23 protein-coding genes are annotated in these 24,577 nt (G+C 60.9%); 4 read left to right on the top strand and 19 right to left on the bottom strand.

Translation table 11 applies throughout. The features are described 5' to 3' along the window. Position 1: 1 nt before the first annotated feature. The 6 genes from O3S81_RS18385 to O3S81_RS18360 form a co-directional block, all read right to left on the bottom strand. Complete coding sequence (locus O3S81_RS18385; RefSeq protein ID WP_269345491.1) at positions 2 to 1,126, bottom strand: glycoside hydrolase family 88/105 protein; 1,125 nt, start codon at positions 1,124 to 1,126, stop codon at positions 2 to 4. A gap of 8 nt (positions 1,127 to 1,134) precedes the next feature. Beyond that, on the bottom strand, positions 1,135 to 2,688 hold the full coding sequence (pglA, locus tag O3S81_RS18380; RefSeq protein WP_269345490.1) for a polygalacturonase PglA: 1,554 nt from the start codon (positions 2,686 to 2,688) through the stop codon (positions 1,135 to 1,137). 106 nt (positions 2,689 to 2,794) lie between these two features. Beyond that, on the bottom strand, positions 2,795 to 4,063 hold the full coding sequence (locus O3S81_RS18375; RefSeq protein ID WP_269345489.1) for an ABC transporter substrate-binding protein: 1,269 nt from the start codon (positions 4,061 to 4,063) through the stop codon (positions 2,795 to 2,797). Between the two features lie 43 nt (positions 4,064 to 4,106). After that, positions 4,107 to 5,207, bottom strand: a complete 1,101-nt coding sequence (locus O3S81_RS18370) for an ABC transporter ATP-binding protein (RefSeq protein ID WP_269345487.1) — start codon at positions 5,205 to 5,207, stop codon at positions 4,107 to 4,109. Between the two features lie 2 nt (positions 5,208 to 5,209). Next, on the bottom strand, positions 5,210 to 6,094 hold the full coding sequence (locus O3S81_RS18365) for a carbohydrate ABC transporter permease (protein WP_269345485.1): 885 nt from the start codon (positions 6,092 to 6,094) through the stop codon (positions 5,210 to 5,212). A gap of 4 nt (positions 6,095 to 6,098) precedes the next feature. Beyond that, complete coding sequence (locus O3S81_RS18360; RefSeq protein ID WP_004444977.1) at positions 6,099 to 6,980, bottom strand: carbohydrate ABC transporter permease; 882 nt, start codon at positions 6,978 to 6,980, stop codon at positions 6,099 to 6,101. A 212-nt stretch (positions 6,981 to 7,192) separates the two neighbouring features. On the opposite strand from O3S81_RS18360, the gene O3S81_RS18355 reads away from it, so the two are divergent. After that, a complete protein-coding gene (locus O3S81_RS18355; RefSeq protein WP_269345474.1) occupies positions 7,193 to 8,119 on the top strand; it encodes a helix-turn-helix domain-containing protein in 927 nt (308 codons plus the stop codon). A 30-nt stretch (positions 8,120 to 8,149) separates the two neighbouring features. Here O3S81_RS18355 and O3S81_RS18350 read toward each other — a convergent pair whose 3' ends face one another. The 8 genes from O3S81_RS18350 to kduI all read right to left on the bottom strand — a co-directional run bounded on the left by O3S81_RS18350 (position 8,150) and on the right by kduI (position 15,779). Then, positions 8,150 to 9,430, bottom strand: coding sequence for a TRAP transporter large permease (locus O3S81_RS18350; protein ID WP_269345472.1), 1,281 nt, complete (start codon positions 9,428 to 9,430; stop codon positions 8,150 to 8,152). Beyond that, a complete protein-coding gene (locus O3S81_RS18345; protein ID WP_269345470.1) occupies positions 9,430 to 9,951 on the bottom strand; it encodes a TRAP transporter small permease in 522 nt (173 codons plus the stop codon). The genes O3S81_RS18350 and O3S81_RS18345 overlap by 1 nt, the downstream gene beginning before the upstream one ends. 69 nt (positions 9,952 to 10,020) lie before the next feature. Further along, entirely contained in the window at positions 10,021 to 10,998 is a 978-nt protein-coding gene (locus tag O3S81_RS18340; RefSeq protein WP_269345468.1) for a TRAP transporter substrate-binding protein, read from the bottom strand. 144 nt (positions 10,999 to 11,142) lie between these two features. Further along, positions 11,143 to 12,021, bottom strand: coding sequence for a D-galactarolactone isomerase (locus O3S81_RS18335; protein WP_269345465.1), 879 nt, complete (start codon positions 12,019 to 12,021; stop codon positions 11,143 to 11,145). Next, positions 12,018 to 13,154 carry a D-galactarolactone cycloisomerase gene (locus tag O3S81_RS18330; protein WP_269345463.1) on the bottom strand — a complete coding sequence of 379 codons (1,137 nt, stop codon included), beginning with the start codon at positions 13,152 to 13,154 and terminating at the stop codon, positions 12,018 to 12,020. Before O3S81_RS18330 ends, O3S81_RS18335 begins: the two co-directional genes overlap by 4 nt. 35 nt (positions 13,155 to 13,189) lie before the next feature. Beyond that, complete coding sequence (gene kdgD / locus O3S81_RS18325; RefSeq protein WP_026372457.1) at positions 13,190 to 14,101, bottom strand: 5-dehydro-4-deoxyglucarate dehydratase; 912 nt, start codon at positions 14,099 to 14,101, stop codon at positions 13,190 to 13,192. A gap of 113 nt (positions 14,102 to 14,214) precedes the next feature. Next, entirely contained in the window at positions 14,215 to 14,958 is a 744-nt protein-coding gene (gene kduD, locus O3S81_RS18320; RefSeq protein ID WP_269345460.1) for a 2-dehydro-3-deoxy-D-gluconate 5-dehydrogenase KduD, read from the bottom strand. Continuing rightward, entirely contained in the window at positions 14,955 to 15,779 is an 825-nt protein-coding gene (gene kduI / locus O3S81_RS18315; protein ID WP_269345459.1) for a 5-dehydro-4-deoxy-D-glucuronate isomerase, read from the bottom strand. The genes kduD and kduI overlap by 4 nt, the downstream gene beginning before the upstream one ends. A gap of 138 nt (positions 15,780 to 15,917) precedes the next feature. Here kduI and O3S81_RS18310 point away from each other — a divergent pair, with 138 nt between their 5' ends. The 3 genes from O3S81_RS18310 (at position 15,918) to O3S81_RS18300 (ending at position 17,927) form a co-directional block, all read left to right on the top strand. Then, positions 15,918 to 16,715, top strand: coding sequence for an NAD-dependent epimerase/dehydratase family protein (locus tag O3S81_RS18310; RefSeq protein WP_269345458.1), 798 nt, complete (start codon positions 15,918 to 15,920; stop codon positions 16,713 to 16,715). Positions 16,716 to 16,819: 104 nt separating this feature from the next. After that, positions 16,820 to 17,557 carry a FadR/GntR family transcriptional regulator gene (locus O3S81_RS18305; protein ID WP_269345456.1) on the top strand — a complete coding sequence of 246 codons (738 nt, stop codon included), beginning with the start codon at positions 16,820 to 16,822 and terminating at the stop codon, positions 17,555 to 17,557. A gap of 52 nt (positions 17,558 to 17,609) precedes the next feature. Continuing rightward, on the top strand, positions 17,610 to 17,927 hold the full coding sequence (locus O3S81_RS18300) for a cupin domain-containing protein (protein WP_269345454.1): 318 nt from the start codon (positions 17,610 to 17,612) through the stop codon (positions 17,925 to 17,927). A gap of 8 nt (positions 17,928 to 17,935) precedes the next feature. Here O3S81_RS18300 and O3S81_RS18295 read toward each other — a convergent pair whose 3' ends face one another. From O3S81_RS18295 to O3S81_RS18275, 5 genes are all read right to left on the bottom strand, one after another. Then, complete coding sequence (locus tag O3S81_RS18295) at positions 17,936 to 19,168, bottom strand: M24 family metallopeptidase (RefSeq protein WP_269345453.1); 1,233 nt, start codon at positions 19,166 to 19,168, stop codon at positions 17,936 to 17,938. Positions 19,169 to 19,438: 270 nt separating this feature from the next. Then, complete coding sequence (locus tag O3S81_RS18290; protein ID WP_269345451.1) at positions 19,439 to 21,487, bottom strand: aldo/keto reductase; 2,049 nt, start codon at positions 21,485 to 21,487, stop codon at positions 19,439 to 19,441. A gap of 37 nt (positions 21,488 to 21,524) precedes the next feature. Continuing rightward, positions 21,525 to 22,610 (bottom strand): ABC transporter ATP-binding protein, encoded by a 1,086-nt coding sequence (locus tag O3S81_RS18285; RefSeq protein WP_269345449.1) that lies wholly within the window; start codon positions 22,608 to 22,610, stop codon positions 21,525 to 21,527. A 10-nt stretch (positions 22,611 to 22,620) separates the two neighbouring features. Then, positions 22,621 to 23,457, bottom strand: coding sequence for a carbohydrate ABC transporter permease (locus O3S81_RS18280; RefSeq protein ID WP_269345448.1), 837 nt, complete (start codon positions 23,455 to 23,457; stop codon positions 22,621 to 22,623). Continuing rightward, positions 23,454 to 24,314: a carbohydrate ABC transporter permease gene (locus O3S81_RS18275; protein WP_269345446.1), complete on the bottom strand. Its 861-nt coding sequence runs from the start codon at positions 24,312 to 24,314 to the stop codon at positions 23,454 to 23,456. Before O3S81_RS18275 ends, O3S81_RS18280 begins: the two co-directional genes overlap by 4 nt. Positions 24,315 to 24,577: the final 263 nt, after the last annotated feature.

Here is a 24,577-nt window from a genome sequence, read left to right as displayed (position 1 = left end):
GTCACGCCGCTGAAACAGCCTGCCTCTGCTGCTTGGCCAGAAGCAGGTTTTCGGCATAGGCCATCATCAGCGGCCCGACGCCCTTGGCATCGTCGGACACCACCGGCTCGGTCAGATAATATTCCGGCGTTCCATCGCGATAGTTACCCTCGAAACCGCCAAGGCCCGCCACATGCACAATGCCGATGAGGCGCATCACACCCGCTTCATCGGCTTTCAGCCGCGTTTCCAGAAGCGCTTCAAGCGCGCGGCGACCCGCCGAAAGGGCGGCATTAGCCTCATCGCCCTGTACGAGCTTCAGCCGCGCCGCATGCAGCAAGGCATAGGCACACATGGCAGAGGCGGATGTTTCCTCGTAATTGCCCGCAAGGCCCGAATTGTCGAGAACCTGCATCCAGAGGCCGGCCTCGGTCTGCCGTGCGATGATTCCGGCCAAAAGCAACTGCGTCTTCTTGCGAAGCGCCGCCGTCGCGCCGTCCTCCGGCAGGATGGCCAGCGCGTCCACCAGCGCCATGGCGAGCCAACCCACCGCGCGCGCCCATATAGCGGGAGACTTACCGCTTTGAGGATCGGCCCAGCGCTGGCTGCGGCTATCGTCGTAACCATGGGCATAGAGCCCACCGCTATCCGCAGTCGCCGCGAGCGCCGCTGAAAACTGCCGTAGCGCATCGTCGATCAGTTCCGCCCGGCCCGTCGCCTGCGCATATTCGATCTGGAAAGGAAGCCCCATATAAAGTCCGTCCAGCCAGACCTGATGCGGATAACGCTTCTTGTGCCAGTAATTCCCGGATGCGATGCGCGGATGGCTGCGTAGTTGCCCCGCCAGATGTTCCGCCGCAGCGAGGTAACGCGGATCGCCCGTTTCCACCGCAATGGGAAAGAGGATACGGCCGGCGAGGATATGGTCGATATTATATTCCTGCGGATCGTAACCGGCGAGCGTGCCGTCTGGTGCTATCTGTGCATCGGCCAGACGGTGCAGATGGTCGTTCCAGCGCACTTCTCCGGTGGCCTCGAACAGCTGCTGCAGGCCGCGATAGACACATCCATCCTCATAACACCAGCTTCCGCCCTTGTAATGTTTATAGCGGCTGGAGAATTGGTCAAAATATTCAGTGACTTTCATCGGTTTTCTCAATCGGAATCTGACACAATGGAAACGGAAGCATCGCTCAACAGGGCGGGATTATCGCAGACTATATGCGCCTGCTCGAAAACAATCGCCTCATGGCGCATGGGACGCAGCCGGTCGGCCATGATTGGCGGCGTCGTGATGGCCGACGGATCGTGCGAGACGATGGTGAGATTGCGGATGGCGACGTTGCGGATGGGCGCTTCGGGAAGGCCGAGAAAAGCGCCGGCCGCATGGGAGAGATTGCGAATTTCGACGTCCTCCACGGTAATGCCGTCGATAAAGGGCGTGCCGCCATCGACCGGTGCGGGTTTTCGCGATTGCACCCATTCATCATGCCCATCGGCGTCGCAATGATAGTGGGCATTGGCGGAAAGCGCGGTCTGCACGCCATCCAGCAGCACCCGGCGCATGGCGATGTTGCTGACGGTACCACCCCGCCCGCGCCGTGTCTTGAGACGCAGGCCGCGATCCGTGCCGACCATGTCGCAATCCTCAACCGCTACGTCATGCACGCCGCCGGACATTTCTGAACCGATCACCAGCCCGCCATGGCCACGCTGCATCAGGCAATGACGCACCTGAACGCCGCGGGTTTCCGCAAGATGGTCGTCCTCGCCATCAGCTCCGCGCTTTCCCGCCTTCACCGCGATGCAATCGTCGCCGACGGAAAAACGCACGCCCGATATTGTGACGTTGCGGCAGCTTTCAGGGTTGAAACCATCGGTGTTCGGGCTGTCATGCGGCGCGGCGATGCTGAGGCCGGCAGCGATCAAATCTTCACAGCCCTGGGGATGGATCGTCCAGGAGGCGGCGTTTTGGATCGTGAAACCGAGAAGCCGGGTTTTGCGGCAGGAAACGAGATGCAGGCCGCGCGGCCGGCGCGCCCCGTCGCGGGTTTCTTTCGGCCAGCTCCACCAGTCGCCCCTGTCGCCCGAACCATCGAGAATGCCCCTACCCTCGATGACCAGATTATCCGCCCCGATGGCATGAACGGGCGCGGCGAAACAGGCATCCGGCAAGCCTTCCCAGCTTCCGAGCATGCGGCCTGCATCATCGCGGGCAGGCAGGATCGGCCAGCCTTTGCGGCTGGAAGGCGCGCGCAGCACGGCTCCCTCGGCAAGCTGAAGGACCATGTTGCTTTTCAGGCGTACGGGAAAGGCCGTCCAGAGACCGGCCCCGAGACGCAACGTGCCGCCCTGCGGCACCGCAGCCACTGCCCTTTCCAGCGCCTGCGCATTGGCGCGCGCGCCTGTCTCATCATCGAGCGCAACATCCGGCATAAGGGAGAATTCCAAAGCCTCGACAAGCCCGGCACAGGGGGCGGTTCCGAACTCCAGCCGTCCTAACCCCTCCGCTTCGAAGACATAGCGGGTATCCGGGGAGAGATCATGCAGCAGCGTCACCACGGTCGCTGTTTCGCCGCTCCTTTCGTCGCCATCCGCCGACGTCAGATGCCATTCCGTTTTGGACGGAAGGAAATAGCGCGCGCCAGGCACGGCAAGGCAAAGCGCTGCCGTTCGCGCCGAAGACGCGATGATGATGGGTTCGTTCATGTTCTTTTCTCGTCTTTCGTGCCTATCCGGCCTTGGCGGACATGCCTCACATCTTCCGGTAGTCGGTTAGCGAGCCCGCCGCCATGGAGGCGGCGGGCGATTGTCGTCAATTGAACTTGGCAAGAACATCGTTGGTCGTATCGATGATCTGCTCGGCCGCCTCTTCCGCCGTCAACTGGCCATAAGCATATTCCTCAAGCGTATCGATGAAGCCCGAGCGGATTTCAGGATGTTCGTTGAAGGGTGACACCACCGGCCCCGATGCCGCCATGACGATGGCGTTGGCGGCCCGCACCTCCGGCTCGCCCTTGTCGCCCAGACGTGCAGCCGCGGCCTTCGAGGCGGGCAGGCCGCGCGAGGTGCCGAGCGCATCGATGCCCTCAGGTTCGTTCAGCAGGCAGTTCAGGATTTGCGCGGCCGCTTCCGGGTTCCTGGAGTTTTTCGAGATGGAAAACACCATGGAAGGTTTGCGATAGACGCCCTCTGTCACGGCATCGGCACGCTTCAGCATCGGCACGGGTTTCAAAACCTGCCCTTCCTTGAGCGGATCGGCATATTTCGAATAGGTCGAATCCCATTCATAGGAGCCGGCAATCCGGCCTTCCGACCAGGACGGCTTTTCATAAAGATTGACGTTGCCATCGGCCGCTTCCTCTTTCTGGGAGCGGATGGAGCCGGTTTCGACCAGCTTGCCGACGAAAGAGATACCCTCGGCCAGCTCCTCCGGCGTCCAGGCCACGCGGTTGGTCTTGGGATCGACCAGATCCTTGCCGGTCTTCTGCACGACAGCCAGCGTCACCAGAAGCTGGGCAGTCTCCTTCACGGCATTGAAGGTGTAATAGTCCTTGCCGAGCTTTTCCTTGATGGTCTTGGTTGCCGCGAAAAACTCATCCCAGCTCTTCGGGATTTCCACGCCGGCCTTTTCGAAAGTGGTGGCGTTGAAGAAAAAGACACGGCCGGTGGTGGAGACGGAAAGCCCCTGCAGCACGCCGTTCATCGAGCCTGCGCCCAGATCGCTCTCGGCCCATTGCGAAAGATCGAGCGGCTTCAGCTGGCGCAGATCCGCAAAGCCCTCGCCGTTCCTGGAGAAGAGCGGCAGCCAAGGCCAGTTGACCTGAACGATATCGGCTTCGGTCTTGCCGGCCATCTGCGTGGTGAGCTTTTCCAGATAGCCATCGAAGCCGGTAAATTCGCCCTTCACCGTGTGGCCATATTTCTCGCCGCAGGCGGCAATGGCCTTCTGGGTGGCGACGTGGCGGCTTTCGCCGCCCCACCATGACATGCGCAGTTCCGCAGCACCTGCCGCCGGGGCGGTTGCCATCGCCACATAAGCGGCACCGGCAAGCATCGCCATCATTCTTGTCATCGTCTTCATTTTTCTTCTCCTCCTCAAAAAATCAGGCACGCCCGTCCCCTCCTCACAGCGAGACGTTGCGACCATCGGCCTTGTCGAAAATATGCAGCTTCTCCGGATCCGGTTTCAGCCGCAGGATGCCGTCGCGCCCGAGCGCCTCGAATTCCGCTGCGCCGACGACGCTGACGACCTTCTGGCCGCCAAGATCGGCGTGCAGATAGACCTCGTGGCCCATGAACTCCGCATTGGTGAGTTTCGCCTGCAACGCCGGGCCATCCGTCGCCACCGCGAGCGAAAGATGCTGCGGGCGGATGCCGATGACGGCATCTGCGGGTCTGGCCGAAAGCCGCTGTTCCAGATGGGCGCCGATCGGCAGGCGCTGGCCGGCGATGACGAACTCGGCGCTGTCGATTGTCACATCCACCAGGTTCATTTCCGGCGTACCGATGAAACCGGCGACAAAGAGATTGGCGGGATGGTTATAAAGCTCCTTCGGCGTCGCGACCTGCATGATGCGCCCCGCCTGCATGACGCAGATGCGGTCGCCCATGGTCATGGCCTCCGTCTGGTCATGAGTGACGTAAATGACCGTCGAGGACAGGCCCTCCGCCTTCAGCTGGCGATGCAGATCGGTAATGCGCACCCGCATGGAGGCCCGCAGCTTGGCGTCGAGATTGGACAGCGGCTCATCGAACAGGAACACGCCGGGCTTCTTGATGAGCGCGCGGCCAAGCGCCACACGCTGCGCCTGCCCGCCGGAAAGCTGCTTCGGCAGCCGGTCGAGCAGCGGCTCGATTTCGAGAATGCGCGCGACATTGTCTATGGCCTTTTCGATCTCGGGCTTGGCGACACCGGCGATCTTCAGGCCAAAGGCGAGATTGCCACGCACCTTCATATGCGGATAAAGCGCATAATTCTGAAACACCATGGCGATGGAGCGCTTGCCGGGCGGCAGGTCGTTGACGCGCTGGTCGCCGATCAGGATTTCACCGCCGGTGATTTCCTCCAGCCCCGCCACCATGCGCAGCGTCGTGGATTTGGCGCAGCCGGAAGGGCCGACGAACACCATGAACTCACCATCCTCGACATCGAGATTGATGCCATGCACGGCCTTGAAGCTGCCGCCATAGATTTTTTCGAGATTTTTAAGTTGAACGCTAGCCATTTTCAGCCCTTGACCCCGCCAGACGAGATCCCTTCAATGAAATACCGTTGCGCCGCGAAGAACACGATCAGCGCAGGCGCGATCGTCAACACCGACATCGCCAGGATGCGGTTCCATTCAAAGGCTTCGGTGGTGTCGATGGAGAGTTTGAGCGCAAGGCTCACCGGATATTTATCGACCGAGGACAGGTAAATCAGCGGCCCGAGAAAGTCGTTCATCGTCCACATGAACTGGAACAGGCAGACCGAGATCAGCGCCGGCGCCAGCATCGGCACGACGATGTAAATCAGCGTCTGCAGGCTGTTGGCACCATCCACCCGGGCGGCCTCTTCCATGTCCGATGGCAGCGAGCGCAGGAACTGCACCAGCATGAAGACGAAGAAGGCATCGCCGGCGAAAGCCGAGGGCACCCAGAGCGGCAGGAAACTGTCCAGCCAGCCGAGATCGCGAAACAGGATATATTGCGGAATGCGGGTAACGACATTCGGCAGAAGCAGGATGGCGATGACCGAGCCGAACAGGATTTTCTTCAGCGGAAAATCGAAGCGGGCAAAGGCATAGGCCGCCATGGTGCAGGAAATCGCCGTGCCGATGACCTTCGGCAGGATGATCAGGAACGAATTCCAGAAGAACCGGCCGAACGTATAGGGCGTCGAGGTTTCCCAGCCGCGGATATAGCCGTCCAGCGTCGGGTTGTCGGGGATGAAGCCGGCGCCGGAGAAGATTTCCGAATTGGTCTTGAAGCTAGCGCCCACCAGCCAGACCAGCGGATAAAGCATGACGAGGCCGACCGCGAAGAGAAGGACGTAACGCACGGAGGTGGAGAGCAGCCTCAGCCGCGCCCGGCGGGCCGCCTGCATGTCGTTTAGGGTTGCGATATCGGTCATGGCATCAGTTCCGCTTGTCGCCGGCGTAATAGACCCACTTCTTCGACGACCAGAAGGCCACGAGGGTCAGCACGGTGATGATGGTGAAGAGCACCCAGGCAATCGCGGAGGCATAGCCCATGTTGAACTTCTTGAAGGCCTCGTCGTAGATGTAGAGAGGCAAGAGGTAAGTGGACTTCAGCGGCCCACCCTGGGTGATGATGTAAGGGCCGTTGAACTCCTGAAACGCCTGCACCATCTGCATGATGAGGTTGAAAAAGATCACAGGCGTCAGAAGCGGCAGCGTGATGAAGAAGAAGGTCCTCACCTTGCCTGCGCCATCGATGGCTGCGGCCTCGTAAAGCGACTTGTCGATGGATTGCAGCGCGGCGAGAAAGATCACCATGGCCGAACCGAACTGCCAGCAGCGCAGCAGCGTTATAGTGAAAAGCGCATTGCCGGGATCACCGAACCAGTCTACGGGCGAAAGGCCCACGGCGGCCAGCGCCATATTGGCGAGCCCCTCGCTTGCGAAGATATAACGCCACAGAACCGCTATCGCGATCGAGCCGCCGAGGATGGACGGCACGTAAAATGCGGTGCGGAAGAAGTTGATGAATTGCAGCTTGTAATTGAGTATCGCCGCAATGAACAGCGCAAAGGCAAGCTTCAGCGGCACCGTCAGAAACACGTAGAACAGGGTGACGTTCAGCGATTTCATGAAGGTGCGGTCGCGGGTGAACAGCCGCTCGTAATTCGCAAGCCCCGCCCAGCTTGGATCGCTCATCAGGTCGTAACGGGTGAAGCTGAGATAGAGTGAGCCGAGGAACGGGATAGCCGTGAAGACCAAAAGCCCGATGATGTAAGGCGTCAGATATCCCAGCCCGAGGAAGCGCTGAGATTTCATGATGCTCCTCCCCGCGCCCCGGCGGAACGCGAATGACAGAATACAATTTCGTACAAGTGATTCTCCCGGAACGGCGGGCGGCGGGCGCGTGATGGCGCAATTTCTCACCGCGGCCGATCTCCTCCCTCATTGATGCGGCGCGTAAAAGCGATTTATGCGGTGACAAAACCAAATTTCCGCGCCAAGGTGAATTAACAAAGACGAGGAAAAAGATGGACGAAATCGAAGGTGGCATTCTGTCTTCCGTTCCGCCTGCGGCGCTCAACCTCAACCTGACACGCGCAACGATCAAGATGGAGCATTCGCGCACCTGGCAGATCGACAAATCCAACCAGGTGGATGATCTCGTTATCTGCCTTGAAGGGCGCGGGCATTATCTCGTCGATGGCGAGGCTCGGGTACTGGACCCCGGTGACGCGATGCTGATTTTGAGAGGGCAGCGTTTTGTCGGCTGGAACGAGCAGGCCGTGACCTATCGCGGCGTGGCGCAGCATTTCACGCTGGATATTTATGGCCGCCACAACCTTATCGCGCAGATGGACCTGAAGCCCAAACTGCGGCTAAGCCGCTGGCCGCTTTTGGAACCGCTGGTGCGCCACTACCGGCAGAGCGCCCCGCCCTCCTCCGTGACACTCGGCCAGCACCATCTCTTCATGGTGCTTCTGATCGCTTTCATCGATGACGCCTTTCTTGGATGGGTGGACCGCCCAAGTTTCCAGCCCGAGGGGGCGGAGGCGCTGGACCTTGCGGTGATGAAGGCGATCACCATGATTTCGGCCAATCCACTCGACCCCGATATTGCCGGCCGGGCGACCGATGCGGCGCCCTATAATCGCGATTATTTCCTGCGGGAGTTCCAGAAGCGCGTGGGACGGACACCGCGGAAATATCAGGAGTTCAAGCGCATGGAACGCGCCATGCATTTTCTTGAGGCTGGGCTTTCGGTTTCGGCAGCGGCAGCCGAAGTGGGGTATGGCGACCCGTATTATTTCTCGCGCATGTTCAAACGGACACTGGGACTTAGTCCGCGTGACCATATGAACCGGATACGCCGCAGCCGGCATGGCAATCTGATGGCCTTTGATGAACACGAACAGCAGAGGCTGCTTGCCACCGAAACGGAAAAGGCCCCGGCATAGCGGGGCCTCCTCTTGCGGAAGTTGTGGAAGTCACCGGAAAAGCGATGGCAACCACAGGGAAAGCGAAGGAATATAGGTGACGGCGAGCAGCACGGCGATGCTGGCGCCGAAGAACGGCCAGATCGTCCGCATCGCTTCCCTGATAGATATGCCGCCCACCGCGCAGCCGACGAAGAGCACCGTTCCGACCGGCGGCGTGTTGAGGCCGATCCCGGCGTTCAGGATCATCACCACGCCGAAATGCACGGGATCGATGCCGAAGGCCTTCACGACAGGCAGAAGCACCGGTGTTGAGATGATGACCATCGGCGCCATGTCCATGAAGGTGCCGAGCAGCAGCAGGATGACGTTGATGACGAGCAGCACGATGATCGGATTGTCCGAAATCGCGCTGATTGCCGCAATCATCAGCGTCTGCACCTGCAGGAAGGCCATCAGCCAGCCGAAGGATGCCGCCGTGCCGATGACGAGCAGAACCATGGCCGTGGTGCGGACGGCCCCCATGACCGCTTCCACAAAACCGTCCCAGTTGAGCTCGCGATAGACCAGCATGGCGACAAGGAATGCATAAAGCACGGCGATGCACGAGCTTTCCGTCGCTGTGAAGATGCCCGACCGCACGCCACCAAAGATGATGCCGATCAGCAGGATGCCGGGGAATGAGGCCAGCAGATAATACATCAGCTTGGAGAAACCCGGAAACGGCTCGGATGGATAACCCTTGCGCCGGGCAACGATATAGGCCGTCACCATCAGCGCTGCGGCCAGAAGCAGGCCCGGAATGATGCCCGCGGTGAAGAGATCGGCCACCGAGACATTGCCACCCGCCGCGATCGAATAGAGGATCATGTTATGCGAGGGCGGGATCATCAGGGCGATGATGGCGGCATTGACGGTGACATTGACGGCATAGTCCCTGTCATAACCGCGCTTGGCCATTTGCGGGATCATCAACCCGCCGACGGCCGAGGCATCGGCGACGGCCGAGCCGGAAATGCCACCGAACAACGTGGACGCGACGATATTGACCTGGCCGAGGCCACCACGCAGGTGCCCGACGAGACCGGCGGCAAACCGGATGAGGCGATGGGCAATGCCACCGCGCACCATCAGGTCCCCCGCGAAGATGAAGAACGGGATCGCCATCATCGCGAAGACATTCATGCCGGAATTCATCTGCTGGAACACCACGATGGGTGGCAGGCCGAGATAAAGAACCGTGGCGAAGGAAGCGATGCCGAGGCAAAAGGCGATCGGCGTGCCGATCAGCATCAGCAGGGTAAAGACCCCGAAAAGAATGGTGTAAGCCATTATGCGGCCTCCTGCGCGATGACGTCAGCCGCGATGTCCTCACCGATGGCAAGATCGATGAAACGTTCTGCGGAAAACAGCGCGATGAGGAAACCGCCGCCGATCAGCGGAAAGAAATCCGTGCCGCCCGGCCAGCCGAGAACGGGTATCGTCGCTGTCCAGGTGCCCATGGAAAGCGAGGTGCCATACCAGGCCATGCCGACGCCGAAGAAGAAGATGAGCGCAAGGCTCGTCAGGTCCATGCCCTTCTGCACGCGCGGCGGCATCATGTAACGCAGGATGTCGAGCCCCAGATGCACGCTTTCGCGCACGCCGACGGCTGCCCCCAGCATGATGAACCACGACATGAGATGCAGCGACAGCGGCTCCGACCAGCTGGGTGAATCATTGAGGATATACCGCGCAAAGACCTGCCAGCCGACGATAAGCGTCATGGCGATCATGCCGATACCGGCAATATAAAGCGACGCGTGGCTGAGCGCGCCGAGAAAGGGGCGGATTGCCCGCATGAAATTTCGCATTGTCTGTTCCTCCCGCGTCAACGGCGACAAAAGAAAACCGGCCCTGTTTCCAAGGCCGGTTTTCGCGCGTTACTTGACCGCTTTCACACGCTCCAGAAGGTCTTTCATCTTCGGATCGGTGACGAACTTGTCGTAGACCGGACCCATCGCCGCGGCGAATTCCTCCTTGTTGACCTTGATGACGTTGACGCCACCGGCGCGAACCTTTTCTTCGGACGCCTTTTCGCGGGCGCTCCAGAGTTCGCGCATCTTGCCGACCGAATCCTTGGCCGCCTGGCGCAGCAGCTTCTGGTCTTCCGGCGAGAGCTTGTCATAGGAGATCTTGGAAATGACGAGGATTTCCGGGTTGAGGGAATGTTCCGTCAGCGAGTAGTTCTTCGCGACTTCATAGTGGCGGGCGGATTCGTAGGACGGCCAGTTGTTTTCGGCACCGTCGACCACACCGGTCTCAAGCGAGGAATAAACTTCGCCCATCGGCATCGGCGTCGGGTTGGCGCCAAAGGCCTGCATCATCGAAATCCACAGGTCCGACTGCTGCACGCGGATTTTAAGACCCTTCAGGTCCGCCAGTTTTTCGATGGGCTTTTTGGTGGTGTAGAAGGAACGCGCGCCGGAATCGTAAAAGGCAAGACCGACGAGGCCATGCGGTTCGAAGGCCGCCAGAACCTCATCACCGATCGGGCCGTCGACCGTATTGTGCATGTGCTCCGTCGAGCGGAACAGGAAAGGCAGGCCGAGAACGGTGGTTTCCTTGACCAGATTGTTGAAGGGGGCGGCGTTGACGCGGTTCATGTCGATGACGCCGAAGCGGGTCTGCTCGATGGTGTCCTTCTCGCCGCCGAGAACGGAATTGTTCATCACCTGGATCTTGATGCGGCCCTTGCTGCGCTCTGCCAGCAGCTCACCCATATATTTCACGGCCTCGACGGTCGGATAACCATCCGGGTGGATATCGGCGGAGCGCAGGGTGATTTCCTGCGCGCTGGCGGAAACACCTGACAGCGCGATCCCCATCGCGACGCACATCATGCTTGCAATCTTTTTCATGCTTTCCTCCTCCATTGTTGAAACGGCCCAGCCCCTCCAAGGCTATCGGGCCGATTTTTTTGACGCCCATCCGGGCCGGCATGCAAAGTCCTTTCAGTTGAAAAGGATGACGGGGCCTCCCTTCCCCAACCATCCCGGATAAAACTAGGCCACCTTGACCGGCGACAGCTTGAACAGAGCTTCCGGGTTTTCGACCAGCGCCCGATGGCGCGCCGCCTCGTCCGGCAACCAGCCGAGCGTCAGTTCCGCAAGACGGGCATCATCGGGATAGGCGACCGTTTCGCGCACCGAATTATGCGGCCAGTTAGTGCCCCAGACGATGCGCTCCGGCGCATGGGCGGCGATCACCCGCGAAAAGGCGGCGACGTCCGCATAGGGCCAGCTTTCACGGGCGCTTTCATAAACGCCGGCGAATTTGAACCAGAGATTGCCGCGATCGATGAGCTTCAGAAGTGCTGCCATTTCCGGCCCATCCGTCCTGATGCCCTTGAAGAACTTGCCATGATGATCGAACACCCAGCGGGCGCGGATTTTCTGAAGCCGCGGCAGATGATCAAGAAGACCATTGCCGTCGAACTGCACCGCCACCATCCAGTCGGCCGCATGTGCCCGCTCGTCCACCACTTCCAGCTCGGAAAGGTTCACCGCACCGCCCGGCAGATCCATGATGCGCGCGCCAACCGCACCGGCAGCGGTGAGCTTTTCCATGTCCTTTTCGGTCGTTGTCGCATCGATGATGACCACGGCGCGGGCCGCCTCGCCCATCTCGGCAACGCAGGCAAGCGTGTTGCCATTATCGCGCTGATGGGCGTTACCCTGCGTGATGATGACCCGGTCTATGCCGAGCCATAACATCAGGCGGCGATAATCCTCCGGTCCCGGCAGGGTGCCCGGCGGCAGGCCGGGACCACCCGGCAAGGCGGGATAACCGGGCAGATACATATGCATCTGCGTATCGACCGCCCCTTTTGGGAAAGCGGGGTTCGGCGCCGTGCCGCTCAGTTTTCTGACGAGTTCGCTCACGGGTCTGGCATCCTGAATTCGGTCAATGCGTCACGGTTGATCTCGATGCCGAGACCGGGACCATCGGGGATGGCGACAACGCCGTTCACCGCCTCGAGAGGCTGGCGCAACACGGCCTGACGGAACGGATTATGGGTGCGGTCAAATTCCATGATCGGCTCGATGGGATTGACGCGAACCGGGTCGGGCACCATCGCCGCCATGAATTGCAGCGCGGCGGCGATCTGCACGCCGGTGCCCCAGACATGCGGCACGATGCGCACGCCGTGCAGCGTGGCGAGCGTGGCGATCTTCTGGGTTTCGGAAAAACCGCCGCAGCCGCAGAGATCAGGCTGGAGAATATCCACGGCACCGGCGGAAAGCGCCTGCCACATGCCATAACGCCCATGCCAGGTCTCGCCGCCCGCAACCGGGATCGGCTGGCCGGCCCGCACCCGGGCATAGGCATCAAGCTGTTCCGGAACCACCGGCTCCTCGAACCAGTCGATGCCGAATTCGGCCGCGCGATTGCCGAGCGTGATGGCTTCGGTGACGGTATAACCATGATTGGCGTCTATCATCAGCCGCATATCCGGCCCGATCGCGTCACGCACCGCAGCGATGACCCGGAGGTCTTCCTCGATGCCGAAACCGATCTTGATCTTGCAGGCGTGAAAACCCTCCGCCCGGCGCTCGGCCATCTCGGAGGCATTGTCGGAGACGCGGTCAACGCCATCGCGCTTGAAGCTGCCGGTGGCATAGGCCCGCACGCTTTCGCGCCAGCGCCCGCCAAGCAGCATGGAGACGGAAGCGCCGTAATGCTTGCCCTTGATATCCCAGAGCGCGATATCGATGCCGGACAAGGCGGTGAGGCTGAGGCCGCGCTGGCCCTGATCGCGCAGGGCATTATAAAGCACGGCCCAGATCTTTTCGGTCTGGCGCGGGTCCTGGCCGATCAGCCAGCCCGAGTAAGCCTGAACCACGGCCGCGTTGGGTCTTGCCGGGCCGAGGCATTCACCCCAGCCGACGGTACCGTCGTCGCATTCGATCTCCACCAGAACATGGGCCCGCCGATCAAAGCGCATGGATGCGCTTTCAAATGGCGTGTCCAGCCGGTGTTCGAGCAGATGCGTGCGCACCGCCGTGATTTTCATGGCTCCCCTCCCGTTTGTCCCGATCAGCCCCCTAATCAGGCTTTGCGCTTATGTGTGCCGATCAGGGCATCGAGCATGCCGATTTCCTCATTGGTCAGATCCTTCAGCGGCGCGCGCACCGGACCGGCATTAAAGCCCTGCAGACGAACACCGGCCTTGACGGCGGAGACGGCGTAACCCTTGGCGCGGTTGCGGATCGCCATGAACGGATAGAAGAACTCCGTCAGGATGCGTTCGCAGGTGGCGCGCTCGCCGGCACGCAGGGCCGCGTAGAATTCATTGGCGAGACCCGGCACGAAGTTGAAGACGGCCGAGGAATAGGTGGTGAAACCGGCACCGAGATAGGCTTCGGCAAACAGTTCCGCCGTCGGCATGCCGCCGAGATACATCAGGCGGTCGCCCATCTTGGCGGTGATCTGACGCACGAGGCCGATATCGCCCGTGCCGTCCTTGAAGCCGACGAGGTTCGGGCATTCGTCACAGAGACGCGCCAGCGTATCGGCCTGCAGCACGGAATTGTCGCGGTTATAGACCATGACGCCGATGCCGACCGACTGGCATACCTTCTTGATGTGGGCGTAAAGCCCTTCCTGCGGCGCATCGATGAGATAATGCGGCAGGAGCAGGATGCCATCGGCACCGACTTTTTCCACGGAGCGGGCAATATCGACGGCGATCTCGGTGCCGTAACCACAACCGGAAACGATGGCCGTTTCGCCGGCCACTTCCTTGGCGGCCGAAACGATGGTCGGGATTTCATCCGGCTTCAGCGAGAAGAACTCACCCGTGCCGCCGGCGGCAAACAGCACCGGCGCCTTGTAACCGGCGAGCCACTCCACATGCGCCCTGTAGCTATCGGCGGCGAAACGGCCCTCGGAATCGAAATGGGTGACCGGGAAGGACAACAGGCCGGAGCCAAGCGCCGTCTTGATTTGTTCAGGGTTCATGACCGAAATTCCTCTGCAGGTTCATTGACTGAAAGCCACCTAAACCGCTCGCCTCATATTTGTCAACAAGTCATCATACAAGTTATATGATGAATTTTCAGAACTGGCGCAAATCAGCGCGCCAGCCAGCCGCCATCGACGTTGAGAATGGCGCCATGCACATAATCCGCAGCCGCAGATGACAGGAAAACCGCCGCCCCGGCGATATCTTCCGAGTGCCCCCAGCGGCCGGCCGGAATGCGCTCCAGAATGGCCTTGTTGCGGGCTGCATCGGCGCGCAGGGCCTCGGTATTGTTGGTTTCGATATAACCGGGGGCAATGGCGTTCACATTGATGCCCTTTGCCGCCCACTCATTCGCGAGGAGTTTGGTGAGGCCGGCGACACCATGTTTCGCGGCCGTATAGGATGGCACGCGAATGCCGCCCTGGAAGGACAGGAGCGAAGCGATATTGACCACCTTGCCGGACCTGCCTTTCGCCAGCAGCTCCTTCGCAAAGGCCTGTGTGGTGAAAAACAGCGCCTTGAGATTGACGTCCATCACCTCATCCCAGTCGAGTTCGGAAAACTCGACGGAATCGGCGCGACGGATGATGCCGGCATTGTTGACGAGAATGTCGAAACCGGCCTCGGTAAAACTGTCCTTCGCCGCCAGTGGATCGGAAAAATCGATCGACAGTGCGCTGGCCTTGCCGCCCTCCTTCGCGATGATATCAAGCGTCTCATCCGGCGCGCGGCGCGCGGCGCAGACCACCTCCGCACCGGCGGCAGCAAGACCCACCGCAATGGCTTGGCCGAGACCCGTATTCGCGCCGGTTACGAGCGCCTTGCGGCCCTCGAGAGAGAAGGGATTTTTCATTTCAGATCCCCCGGCTGGATGAAGTCCATATCGGTATAGTCGACATTGTCGCCGGCCATGGCCCAGATGAAGGTATAAGAGCCGATACCCGCGCCGGAATGGATCGACCAGGGCGGCGAAATGGCGCCTTCTTCGTTGGAAATGAACAGATGCCGGGTTTCCTGCGGCTCACCCATCAGGTGCAGCACGCGCGACTTCTCATCCATGCCGAAATAGAGATAGGCCTCCATGCGGCGGTCGTGGATATGCGAGGGAATGGTGTTCCAGACGGAGCCATCCTCAAGCGTTGTATAACCCAGCACCAGCTGGCAGCTTTCCATGACGAGCGGATGGATGAACTGGTTGATGGTGCGCTTGTTGGAGGTCTCGGCCGCGCCAAGCTTGACCTCCTTGCTGTCAGCAAGGCTGACGAGCTTTGCCGGCAGGCTGCGATGGGCCGGGCAGGAAGTGATGTAGAATCGCCCCGCGCCATCAAAGGTCACCGCGCCGCTGCCGGCACCGAGATAAAGCACGTCGCCGCGATTGAGCGTATAGGTTTCGCCGCCGGCGCTGACGGTGCCGGTTTCGCCGATATTGACGATGCCCATTTCACGCCGGTCGAGGAAGGACGGGGTCCTGGTTTCTTCCACCTTGTCCAGCGTCAGCGGCGCGCCATTCGGCACCGCGCCGCCCATGACGAAGCGGTCATAGTGGGTATAGATCAGCCTGATTTCACCCGACCGGAACATGTCGTTCGCAAGGAAATGCCGGCGAAGCCCCTCGGTATCCAGCGTTTTTGCATAGTCCGGGTTCACGGCCTGCCTGGTTTCGACGGTCAACATCAAACTCATCCTTCATGATTGTTGCGTATGGCACATAATATATGTTATCCGCTTTTTGTACGATCTGTATGACAAGGTCAAGAGGTGGCGACACTTCTGACCACAGCGCAGATGCAGAAATGACTTGGGAGAATGGCGATGAAACGGCTTCTTGTTACCGGTGCGGCGGGCCAACTTGGCCGTGTCATGCGCGCACGCCTTGCACCGATGGCCGAGATAGTGCGCCTTGCCGACCTCTCCCCGCTCGATCCGGCCGGGCCGAACGAGGAATGTGTGCAATGCGACCTTGCCGATGCGGCCGCCGTGGACGCCATGGTTGCCGGTTGCGATGGCATCGTGCATCTCGGCGGCATATCGGTGGAGCGGCCCTTCGAGCAGATTTTGCAGGGCAATATCATCGGGCTTTATAATCTCTACGAGGCCGCCCGCGCCCATGGGCAGCCACGCATCGTTTTTGCGAGTTCCAACCATACGATCGGTTATTATCCCCAGACCGAGCGTCTCGGCCCCGATGTTCCCGTCCGCCCGGACGGGCTTTACGGCGTCTCCAAATGTTTCGGCGAAAACCTCGCCCGCATGTATTTCGAGAAATTCGGACAGGAGACGGCGCTGGTGCGCATCGGCTCCTGCACGCCGGAACCCACCAATTACCGCATGTTATCTACCTGGTTCTCGCAGGATGATTTCGTGTCGCTGATTATGGCGGTGTTTCGTGCGCCGGTGCTCGGCTGCCCGGTCGTCTGGGGCGCTTCGGCCAATGATGCCGGCTGGTGGGACAATTCCCATCTCGGTTACCTCGGCTGGAAACCCAGGGACAATGCCGAAGCCTTCCGCGAACAGATCGCGCAGACCAGCCCGACGCCAGACCCCGACGATGCACTTGTCCGTTTTCAGGGCGGAGTCTTCGTCGACAACCCGATCTTCAAGGCGACGTGAGCTGCCAGACGAAACGCCCGCCCAAGCGGCGGGATTGCAAGCGGGGCCGCGAATGACGTATCGAGGAACACGCATGCAACCGAATTTTTAGAACGGCGATGAAAATGACAAAAGCGACGAGCTCGGAACCGGCAGCGCCCCAGGGCAGAACGCTTGTGGTGAAGGTTTCGGAGGAACTGCGCAGCCAGATCGCCAAGGGCCGTTACAAGACCGGCGACCGCCTGCCCTCCGAAGCGCAGCTGACGCAAGAATTCGGCGTGAGCCGCACCGTGGTGCGCGAGGCGATCGCCTCATTGCGCTCCGATGGTCTGGTCGAGCCGCGTCAGGGCGCCGGCGTCTTCGTGCTGGAGCCCGCGCCCGTGGAGCGGCGGCCATTTCACAATGTCGATCTCGCGCGTGTGTCCTCGCTGATCGAGATGCTGGAGTTGCGCACCGCCGTGGAAGGTGATGCCGCCGGCCTTGCCGCCATTCGCCGCTCGCCGGCGCAGGAAGAAAAGATCATCGAGGCCTTTGATGCCTTCCGCGCCAGCGCCGCCCGGGGTATCCCGACGGCCGAGGCCGATTTCGCCTTTCATCTGGCCGTGGCCGAAGCGACCAACAATCCCCGTTTCAGCGAGTTCCTTCAGGTGCTTGGCCCGACCGTCATTCCGCGCCGTGCCGTGACTGACAACGGCACGGAAACGGTGCTTTCGCCTGCCGATCTCGAACGGCTGGTCGGCGAGCACGAGGCAATCCTGATCGCCATTCAGGATGGCGACGAGGATGCGGCGCGAAGCGCCATGCGCCAGCACCTGAAAAGCAGCCAGACGCGTTACCGCGCCATGTTGCGCGCACCACGCTGAAATTGCCCGCCTGAACCGCCCTGAAGCGCATTACAAGACCGAGGAGAAACCCATGCAGCAGCTTCCCAAATTCCCCACCGTTTCGCCCGACGATGGCGTGGAACGCACCGTGCTTTCCGAAGCACCCGAGCTGATGGTGGTGTCTTTCCGTTTCAAGACCGGCGCGGAAGGCAAGCTGCACAGCCATCCGCATGTGCAATCCACCTATGTCGCCAGCGGCAGTTTCCGTTTCTACCGCGATGGCGAAGCCTATGACCTTGAGAAAGGCGACAGCCTTGTGGTGCCCGGCCATATCGAACACGGTTGCCTGTGTCTGGAAGAGGGCGAGCTGATCGACTGCTTCACCCCGCGCCGCGACGATTTCCTCTGAGACGGCACTCAGCTTCTGAATAAATCTCTCAGAGTGCGGGGCAGCGTGTTCATGCACTCCGCGCCTGACGATGTGACGAGGAACTGGTCCTCGATCATCAAGGCACCCAGCCCCTCGCCGTAAAAAGGCGCTTCGAGCGCGACCACCATGCCGGGAAGAATGATTTCCGGATTGTCATGGGAAAAGAATGGCCATTCCTCGATGCCGACGCCGCCCCCGACGGAATGGCCGAAATGGCCGCGATAATATTCGCCGAAACCGTCCCTGCGCATCGAGGCCAGCATGGCGGCGTGCACCGCGCCGAAGCTGTTGCCCGGACGGATCGATTCAAGCCCGGCGGCAAAAGCCGCTTCCAGCGCCTTGAAGATATCCGCTGCCAGAGGCGAGACCGGCCCCCATGAGAAGGTTCTTGCACCATCGGAAGAATAACCATCGACCAGCGTGCCGACATCAGCCTTGATGAGCGCACCCGGCGTCACCACGGCCGCCATATCCGACAGGGCGGGCCCGACGGATATGTAATCCCAGTGCCCGCTCAGTGAAAAACCGGATGTCGCGGCATGCGCCTGCGCGCCGGCCTTCCAGGCGGCGGAAAGCCCGCCGAGCGCCGCCCCCGGCCTGACGGCCGCCGCCATCGCGACCAGCCCCGCCTCAGCCGCCGCTGCCGCGCGCCGCAGAAGCTCGATCTCGCGTTCGGATTTCACCGCGCGCAGACGCCGCAACACGGCCGAGCCATCGATCCAGTTCACATCGGGAAGGGCCTGACGCAGGGCCAGAAAATCGGCGGCCGGCATGAATTCGAGATCGGCGCCGATGCGCGCCGCAGACAGCCCGCGCTCCCGCAGCAAGTCAGCCAACAGGCCGAAACAGACGGCACGATCGAATGTCTCCGGTCTCGGCCCGCCGGAAGCACTACGGCGATAGGCGTCATCCACCTGCGCGACGGTTTCCACACCCGAAAGATCGACCATGTCGATCCAGATGCGATGGCAGCACAGTTCAACGTCCGGTGCGGCCCGTCTGACGAGCGGGGCGGCATGATCACTGACGACGGCGGCAAGTCTCGCCCCCACATCGGCCGGCACCAGCGCAATCGCCGAGCCCGCCCTGCCCCACATGGTCGCCACGCCGGCGTGAGCGCCGACCGCATAACGGAAGGCTTCGGGCTGGAACAGCACCAGCGCGTCGATATCCGCCTCCCGCATCAGCTCATGCGCACGGTTTCGGTCGATATCGCCCATGGGAACTCCGGTGATTGTTTCGCGACGCGTCTATGAACCTAGGCTTTAGCAGTCACCGGAAAAGGAAAGAAGATGAAAGATAGCGCCCTCCGCAGGATCGCCATGGAATAAGCGGGTGCCGCCTGTTTCTTCTCCCCGCCGGGGGAGAAGGTGGCGCAGCGCCGGATGAGGGGGCGGCGGCAGAGATATTCGGAGAGTTTGCCACCTCATCTGCCCCTTCGGGGCATCTTCTCCCCGGCGGGGAGAAGAAATATGCCGCAGCGCTTCGTCCTATCCGAATGGCGGCGGACTTATCCGCCGCCTTCCTGACCGGCCGTACGCCTCCAGCCACTTCACCTGCTCGCCCGTCAGCGCAATATCCAGCGCCGAAAGACTATCCTCCAGCTCGGCGATGGTGCGCGGCCCGATCAGCGGAATGACCGGGAAAGGCTGGGCGATGACATAAGCAAGCGCGATATGGATCGGGTGCCGCCCGAGTTTCTGTGCAAGCTCGATTGCCCGATCGCGGCGAACGAAGTTGCGGTCGGAATACCAGACACGGACGATCTCCTCGTCATCATGCTTGTTCCGCCCTGCCCGATCGGTGAAGAAACCCCGCCCCTGGCTCGACCAGGCGAAGTTGGGGATCTGGCGGGATCTCAGCCATTCCTTCCACTCGTCATCCGACGCAGCGACACAGCCCGCCCAGATGGGATCGAGCATTTCGGCGAGCGAGAAATTGTTGGAAAGCGCGCCCGGGGCCTGCTTGCCGTTCTTCCCAGCATAGGCGGCAGCTTCATCCATGCGTTCCCGTGTCCAGTTGGAACCGCCGAAAATGCCGCGAATGCGCCCGCGCCGGACTTCGGCATCCATGGCATCGACGAATTCGGCGACCGGAACGTCCAGATTATCGCGATGCATGAAATAGGCATCGACATAATCCGTCTTCAATCGCTCCAGCGACTGATCGAGCTGCCTGGCGATCATGTCGGGATAGCAGAGCGGCGAATGCGCGCCCTTGCCGATCAGCACGATCTCCTCGCGCGGCACATTGCGGCTCCTATGCCAGTCACCAAAAATCGCCTCCGTCTTGCCGCCGCCATAGACATAGGCCGTATCGAAGAGATTGCCGCCCGCTTCATAAAACGCATCGAGCGTCAGCGATGCGGAGGCGAAATTGGGGAAAAATTCGAAACCGAGCGCGACCACGGAAGCCGGCTTGGCAATGCCCGGTATCTGCCGCTTCGGAACCGCGTTTCCGGCCACCACCTTGCCGCCGGCAATATTCGCAACGCGCGACGTTGCCTTCTCAATGCTGTATTCCAGCCCGACGGAAGCGCGCCACTGATCCATGACCCGCAAATTGCCGAGGCTGTCGGCCCAGCCCATGCCGGGTGCATCGAATTCCTTTTTGCCCTGCCGGATAGCCTCGCCGGCCGCATCGACCTCGAAGGAATAAAGCCAGCGATCTTCCGGCACTTCGATGGTTTCCACCTTGTCGCCGCGAATGATGTCGATCCGCCCGGTGCCGCCCTTGTGGCCAGCGGCGAACCAGAAATCCTTGACTTCGATGCGACCTTCCGAGCCGATGATGCGCAGCACATTGTCCTGCCCCGCCATGATCGAGCATGAGACTTCGGCGACGATGCCATTGGGGAATTTCAGCACCGCCGAGGCCCATTCATCGACGCCCGACTGGCCGAGATGGGCGGCACCCGCCACCTTTTCCGGCTCGGCGAAGGATTTTCCGTCTACCGCACCGGCAATCATGCGCACCATGGAGACCGGATAACCGCCGACATCGAGAATGCCGCCGCCCGCCATTTCATTGGCAAAGAGCCGGTGATCGGCCCGGAAGGAGCCCATGTTGAAACCGAAGCTGGAACGGATGATGCGGATATCGCCGACGGCGCGGGCTTTCACCAGTTCCAGCAGTTTCGCCGTCTGCGGGTGCAGGCGATACATATAGGCCTCGCCGGCAAAGACGCCTGCCTTTTTCGCCTCGTGGAAAATGGCATCGGCGTCATAGGCGGAAAGCGCGATGGGTTTTTCCACCAGCACGTTCTTGCCGGCGCGGATCGCCTTGATCGCCCATTCGGCATGGCCGGTGTGGGGGGTGGCAATGTAAACCGCGTCGATATCGGGATCGGCAAGCAGCGCGTCGTAACCATGGATGATGCGCGCGCCGGCAAAAGCTTCGGCAAGGCCGGGCTTGTCCGGATTGCGGGTGGCGATGGCCTCTAACCTGCCGGTGCGGGAATGGGCAATGCCGTCCGCGAATGTTTTGGCGATGGTGCCCGGGCCGATGATGCCCCAGCGGATCGGTTGTTCGGTCGTCATGAAATCCTCGTCTTACATTGGGTGCTTGGGAAAGGGTTCAGCGCAGGCGTTCGCCCTTGCTGTCGAAAAGGAAAGCCTTGGGGGCGGAAAGACCGACCGTCAGCCGGTCGCGATTGCCGACATCACGCGATTCCGGCCGCTCGATGATGAGCTGTTCGCCGCCTTGCGCGCGGGCATAGACATAGCTGGTATTGCCGAGATGTTCAGCGACATCGACATGAACGGTGAGATCGGCATCGCCTTGCCCCGCATCGGCGAAATGTTCGGGCCGGATGCCGAGCGAAACCCTGGCGCCGTCGTTCAAACGGGCCTTGACCGGCAGGGTCAGCCGCACCGCAGGATCGCTGTCGAGCGAGAGCGTGACGCTTTCCGCACCGCTGCCGATGATGGTGGCGTCGAGAAAATTCATCTTCGGCGAGCCGACGAAACCGGCGACGAAACGATTGGCGGGATCGTCATAAAGATCGAGCGGCGCGCCGACCTGTTCGATATTGCCCGCCCGCAAAACCACGATCTTGTCGGCGAGCGTCATCGCCTCGGTCTGGTCATGGGTCACATAGATCATCGTGGTGCCAAGCTGCTTGTGCAGCCGCGATATTTCCACGCGCATCTGTACCCGCAGTTCAGCATCGAGGTTGGACAGCGGCTCATCGAACAGGAAGACCTGCGGTTCGCGTACGATGGCGCGGCCGATGGCCACACGCTGGCGCTGGCCACCGGAAAGCTGTTTCGGGCGGCGTTCCATCAATTCGTTGATCTGCAGGATTTCTGCGGCACGGCTGACACGCTTCTGCGTATCTGCTTTGGGGTTGCCGTTCATTCGAAGGCCGAAGGACAGGTTTTCGGCGACAGTCATATGCGGATAAAGCGCGTAGGACTGGAACACCATCGCGATGCCGCGATCGGCCGGATCGGCATCGCTCACCGTTCTGCCGCCGATCACGATATCGCCGCCGGAGATATCTTCCAGCCCGGCGATCATTCTGAGAAGCGTGGATTTGCCGCAGCCGGACGGGCCGACAAAAACGACGAACTCCCCGTCTTCCACCTCCAGATTTGCGCCATGGATGACTTCGAGCGCGCCATAACGCTTGAGCACGTTCCTGAGCGAAAGTTCCGCCATGTAGCCTCCCTTACTTGACTGCCCCGGCGGAAATGCCGGCGATGAAGTGACGCTGCAGAGCCACGAAAACCACGAGGATGGGTGCGGTGAGCAGCACCGCGCCGGCCATGATGCCGCCCCATGACACCTTGGTGAGCCCGATGAGGGTGCCAAGCGCCACGGGTGCGGTCATCATTCCTGGGCGGGAATTGATGAGAAGCGGCCAGAGGTAATTGTTCCACGAGGCCAGGAAGAGAATGATCGACAGCGCCGCCATCGTGGGACGCGCCAGCGGCAAGGCGATGCGCAGGAATATCTGCCATTCCTTCACGCCTTCCACCCGTGCCGCATCGAAAAGCTCGGTCGGCATCATCGAGAAGGATTGCCGCATGAACAGCACGCCGAGCGAATTGAACAGCGGCGGCACGATGAGCGCGATCCAGCTATTGGCCAGCTTGAATTCCCGCGCCACCATGATGAATTGTGGAATGACAACGACCGCGAAAGGCAGGGTGATGGTGCCCAAAATGATGGCGATCACCACCCCGCGTCCTGCAAAGCGGTAACGCGCCAGCGCCCAGCCCGCCATCGACGTCAGGAACACCGAAAGAACCGTGTAGATAACGGCGACGGTGATCGAGATGAACATGGCCCGCAGGAAATTGGTGTCCGCCTGTAGATTGTTGAAATTCTCAATGAAGTTGGTGGACGGCACCAGCACGATATCCGGGCTGAAAATGCCGTAATCCGGCATGGTCGAAAATACGAACATCATCCACAGCGGAAACAGCCAGATGATGGCGAGCGGCGTCAGCGCCGCATGCAGCGCGATCTTCTGCCAGAAAAGCGATCTGGATTTCGACCTCATTTCGGCTCCCTCCCGACCCAGAGATTGAGAAGTGAAATGGCGATGGCGAGCGCCGCCATGGTGTAGGCAATGGCCGAAGCGTAACCGAAATTGAGCGAGGTAAAGCCCTGCCGATAGAGGAACAGCCCCAGCGTTTCCGTGCCGCCACCCGGCCCGCCGCGATTGGTGATGAGGAACGGTTCGGCAAACAGCTGCATGGTGCCGATGACCGACAGGACGACGCAGAAGAGGATGATGGGTTTGAGGAGCGGCAACGTGATGTGGAAAAATTGCTGGCGCTTGCTCACCTTGTCCAGCGTCGCCGCCTCGTAGACATCACCCGGAATGGATTGCAGCCCGGCCAAAATGATGATGGCGTTATACCCCGCCCAGCGCCAGGTGACGGCGATGATGACGAGTGCCATGGCCGCATTGGCATTGTCGAACCACGAGACCGGCGAAAGGCCAACGGCGGTGATGAGCTTGTTGATGATGCCGAAATCGACGCTGAACATCAGCCGGAACACCGCCGCATAGGCGACCTCTCCAACGACAACAGGCGCGAAGAAGGCGAAGCGGTAGAGCGGTCGTGCCTTTAAGAGCGGCGAATTCAGCAGCACCGCCATGATGGTGGCGAGCGCAATCATCACCGGCACCTGAATGACCAGAATGATCAGTGTGTTGTAGAGCGCATTATAAAAGGCTGGATCGGAAACGAGCCGCCCCCAGTTCACGGAGGGCGCGAACCGCCACGGATTGATGCGCGTATTCTGGAACGACAGCATGAACGAACTGATGATCGGCCAGACCCAGAAGGTGGCGAAAATCAGGAGATAGGGCGCAAGGAACGCATAAGCGATCCTGTTCCTTGACGGCATGACGACCTCCAGATGCCGGCGGTTCGGCCGGATAAATGGAAAAGCTTGGAAGAGGCCTGCCCCCGTTTGAGGACGAGGCCATCGCAAGACGGCACGGCGTATTTCTTCTCCCCGAGGGGGAGAAGGTGGCTCGAAGGGCCGGATGAGGGGGCAAGCTCTCGGTCCATCGCTGACGTCGCCCCCTCATCCCGCTGCCGCGGACTTCTCCCCCCTCGGGGAGAAGAAACGTGCGGCACCCTCTCGGTCCATAAAACAGCCGCCCG

This window comes from Agrobacterium sp. SOY23 (assembly GCF_027212525.1).
Taxonomy (GTDB): Bacteria; Pseudomonadota; Alphaproteobacteria; order Rhizobiales; family Rhizobiaceae; genus Agrobacterium; species Agrobacterium tumefaciens_I.
Note: the sequence above shows the minus strand (reverse complement) of the source record. Positions and strands in the feature narration are given on the sequence as shown.

What these genes read in the sequence shown, in the direction of transcription:
- O3S81_RS18300 (WP_269345454.1), top strand. Translation starts at nt 17,610, where the DNA reads ATGCAGCAGCTTCCCAAATTCCCCACCGTTTCGCCCGACGATGGCGTG.
- O3S81_RS18375 (WP_269345489.1), bottom strand. Translation starts at nt 4,063, where the DNA reads ATGAAGACGATGACAAGAATGATGGCGATGCTTGCCGGTGCCGCTTAT.
- kdgD (WP_026372457.1), bottom strand. Translation starts at nt 14,101, where the DNA reads ATGAACCCTGAACAAATCAAGACGGCGCTTGGCTCCGGCCTGTTGTCC.
- O3S81_RS18370 (WP_269345487.1), bottom strand. Translation starts at nt 5,207, where the DNA reads ATGGCTAGCGTTCAACTTAAAAATCTCGAAAAAATCTATGGCGGCAGC.
- pglA (WP_269345490.1), bottom strand. Translation starts at nt 2,688, where the DNA reads ATGAACGAACCCATCATCATCGCGTCTTCGGCGCGAACGGCAGCGCTT.
- O3S81_RS18285 (WP_269345449.1), bottom strand. Translation starts at nt 22,610, where the DNA reads ATGGCGGAACTTTCGCTCAGGAACGTGCTCAAGCGTTATGGCGCGCTC.
- kduI (WP_269345459.1), bottom strand. Translation starts at nt 15,779, where the DNA reads ATGTTGACCGTCGAAACCAGGCAGGCCGTGAACCCGGACTATGCAAAA.
- O3S81_RS18365 (WP_269345485.1), bottom strand. Translation starts at nt 6,094, where the DNA reads ATGACCGATATCGCAACCCTAAACGACATGCAGGCGGCCCGCCGGGCG.
- kduD (WP_269345460.1), bottom strand. Translation starts at nt 14,958, where the DNA reads ATGAAAAATCCCTTCTCTCTCGAGGGCCGCAAGGCGCTCGTAACCGGC.
- O3S81_RS18340 (WP_269345468.1), bottom strand. Translation starts at nt 10,998, where the DNA reads ATGAAAAAGATTGCAAGCATGATGTGCGTCGCGATGGGGATCGCGCTG.
- O3S81_RS18385 (WP_269345491.1), bottom strand. Translation starts at nt 1,126, where the DNA reads ATGAAAGTCACTGAATATTTTGACCAATTCTCCAGCCGCTATAAACAT.
- O3S81_RS18310 (WP_269345458.1), top strand. Translation starts at nt 15,918, where the DNA reads ATGAAACGGCTTCTTGTTACCGGTGCGGCGGGCCAACTTGGCCGTGTC.
- O3S81_RS18295 (WP_269345453.1), bottom strand. Translation starts at nt 19,168, where the DNA reads ATGGGCGATATCGACCGAAACCGTGCGCATGAGCTGATGCGGGAGGCG.
- O3S81_RS18280 (WP_269345448.1), bottom strand. Translation starts at nt 23,457, where the DNA reads ATGAGGTCGAAATCCAGATCGCTTTTCTGGCAGAAGATCGCGCTGCAT.
- O3S81_RS18345 (WP_269345470.1), bottom strand. Translation starts at nt 9,951, where the DNA reads ATGCGAAATTTCATGCGGGCAATCCGCCCCTTTCTCGGCGCGCTCAGC.
- O3S81_RS18330 (WP_269345463.1), bottom strand. Translation starts at nt 13,154, where the DNA reads ATGAAAATCACGGCGGTGCGCACGCATCTGCTCGAACACCGGCTGGAC.
- O3S81_RS18350 (WP_269345472.1), bottom strand. Translation starts at nt 9,430, where the DNA reads ATGGCTTACACCATTCTTTTCGGGGTCTTTACCCTGCTGATGCTGATC.
- O3S81_RS18360 (WP_004444977.1), bottom strand. Translation starts at nt 6,980, where the DNA reads ATGAAATCTCAGCGCTTCCTCGGGCTGGGATATCTGACGCCTTACATC.
- O3S81_RS18290 (WP_269345451.1), bottom strand. Translation starts at nt 21,487, where the DNA reads ATGACGACCGAACAACCGATCCGCTGGGGCATCATCGGCCCGGGCACC.
- O3S81_RS18305 (WP_269345456.1), top strand. Translation starts at nt 16,820, where the DNA reads ATGACAAAAGCGACGAGCTCGGAACCGGCAGCGCCCCAGGGCAGAACG.
- O3S81_RS18355 (WP_269345474.1), top strand. Translation starts at nt 7,193, where the DNA reads ATGGACGAAATCGAAGGTGGCATTCTGTCTTCCGTTCCGCCTGCGGCG.
- O3S81_RS18275 (WP_269345446.1), bottom strand. Translation starts at nt 24,314, where the DNA reads ATGCCGTCAAGGAACAGGATCGCTTATGCGTTCCTTGCGCCCTATCTC.